We start from the raw sequence: 1,452 nt of genomic DNA, 5'->3' as shown, positions 1-1,452 counted from the left end.
GACCAGGCTCAACCGGTGGAAGCAACACCTCGATAACGGAGGTGTGGGAATGGGACGACCACCCGGGTGGGCAGCAGCGTTGACGGGGCGTGCGGTGATGCGGTCACCGGGACGGCCTCCGATACGCCGAGATCTAGAGCGGGCATTCTGGACGCGGATCGCCGAGGGTCTCACGAGCGACGACGCAGCGACCACATGCGGCGTGTCGGGGCCGGTGGGGACACGGTGGTTCCGCCAGGCTGGTGGGATGCCACCGATCGAGTTGACCCCGGTCTCGGGGAGGTACCTGTCGTTCACCGAGCGTGAGGATATCGCGCTGCTGCGAGCCAAGGGTATGAGTATGCGCGACATCGCTGACCGGATCGGACGGTCACCGTCGACGATCTCGCGGGAGTTGCGGCGGAACGCCGCCACCCGCAATGGCAAGCTCACATACCGAGCGTCGACCGCACAGTGGAAGGCCGACCTCGCCGCGAGGCGCCCAAAACCAGCGAAGCTCGCCGAACACGATCGGCTACGAGAATATGTGCAGGACAAACTGTCTGGTGTGATTCGTGCCGACGATGGAACCGTGGTGTCCGGTCCGGATGCCGCTTGGATTGGCCGAAACAAGCCTCGGCGCGGTGATCGTCGGTGGGCGACGGCGTGGAGTCCGGAGCAGATCTCGAATCGCCTACCGATCGACTATCCGGAGGACCCGACGATGCGCATTTCACCTGAGGCGATCTACCAATCGCTCTACATCGAGGGTCGCGGCGGCCTGGAGCGGGAGCTCGTCGCGTGCTTGCGCACCGGCCGGGCGCTGCGAAAGCCTCGTGCGCGAGCACGGAAGCAGCGCACCGGATTTATCACCGAGGAGGTGACCATCAGCGCCCGTCCGGAGGAGGTCGAGAGCCGGAAGACGCCGGGGCATTGGGAGGGCGACCTCATCATCGGTCTGACCCGGTCCGCGATCGGCACGCTCGTCGAGCGCACCAGCAGATACACGACTCTACTACACCTGCCGCGACTGAAGGGCTATGGAACAGCGGCGATGGTGAAGAACGGGCCGGCGCTGTCCGGATATGGTTCGGAGTCCGTTCGTGATGCTCTGGCCGCGACGCTGTCACCGCTGCCCGAGCATCTACGCAGATCCGTGACGTGGGATCGCGGAAAGGAACTCGCGCGTCATGCCGAGCTGACGGCATCTACGGGTATCCGTGTCTACTTCTGTGATCCGTACAGTCCATGGCAGCGCGGAACGAATGAGAACACCAATGGGCTGCTGCGACAATATTTTCCGAAGGGAACTGATCTGTCCCGATACAAGTTCCGTGAGCTTCAGGCGGTCGCCGATGCGCTCAACAACCGCCCCCGAAAAGTGCACGGTTGGAGAACTCCAGCGGAAGTGTTTGCCGAACAGGTACACTCGTCCTCACGGCACGGTGTTGCGACGACCGGTTGAATCCGCCC

General features: G+C 63.8%; 1 protein-coding gene. It reads left to right on the top strand.

The window, feature by feature from the left end:
* Nucleotides 1-49: 49 nt before the first annotated feature.
* On the top strand, nt 50-1,444 hold the full coding sequence (locus MLGJGCBP_RS47865; protein WP_043827253.1) for an IS30 family transposase: 1,395 nt from the start codon (nt 50-52) through the stop codon (nt 1,442-1,444).
* Nucleotides 1,445-1,452: the final 8 nt, after the last annotated feature.

The organism is Rhodococcus sp. T7, assembly GCF_009872365.1.
GTDB lineage: Bacteria > Actinomycetota > Actinomycetes > Mycobacteriales > Mycobacteriaceae > Rhodococcus_F.
Note: the sequence above shows the minus strand (reverse complement) of the source record. Positions and strands in the feature narration are given on the sequence as shown.

What these genes read in the sequence shown, in the direction of transcription:
- MLGJGCBP_RS47865 (WP_043827253.1), top strand. Translation starts at nt 50, where the DNA reads ATGGGACGACCACCCGGGTGGGCAGCAGCGTTGACGGGGCGTGCGGTG.